We start from the raw sequence: 379 nt of genomic DNA, 5'->3' as shown, positions 1-379 counted from the left end.
GATCCGCTTCGGCGTCAGGCCTTGCTTCTTCAGCAGCCTGACCAGCAATCGCCTGGCGGCTTTGGGTATCGCGGCGGGCTTGAACGATCTCGTCGAGAACGTAACCGTCTTGGTCAACGGCACGCCAGAGCCAATGTTTGCGGCCGCCGATGGAAATCACCACCTCGTCCAGATGCCAGATATCCTTTCGCGAAGGCCTCTTTCTGCACAACTGCCTGGCATAAGCCGTTCCGANGATGCCAGATATCCTTTCGCGAAGGCCTCTTTCTGCACAACTGCCTGGCATAAGCCGTTCCGAATTTACGACCCCATCTCCGGATCGTCTCATGGGAGACGACGATACCGCGCTCCAGCAGCATCTCCTCGACCATCCTCAGGC

At 58.2% G+C, this 379-nt stretch carries 1 pseudogene; it reads right to left on the bottom strand.

What is annotated here, in order from left to right:
* Window positions 1-377, bottom strand: a pseudogene (locus BN1800_RS44405) (IS6 family transposase); the annotation flags it as partial.
* Between the last annotated feature and the right edge of the window lie 2 nt (window positions 378-379).

It is taken from the genome of Rhizobium sullae (genome assembly GCF_900169785.1).
Classification (GTDB): domain Bacteria; phylum Pseudomonadota; class Alphaproteobacteria; order Rhizobiales; family Rhizobiaceae; genus Rhizobium; species Rhizobium sullae.
Note: the sequence above shows the minus strand (reverse complement) of the source record. Positions and strands in the feature narration are given on the sequence as shown.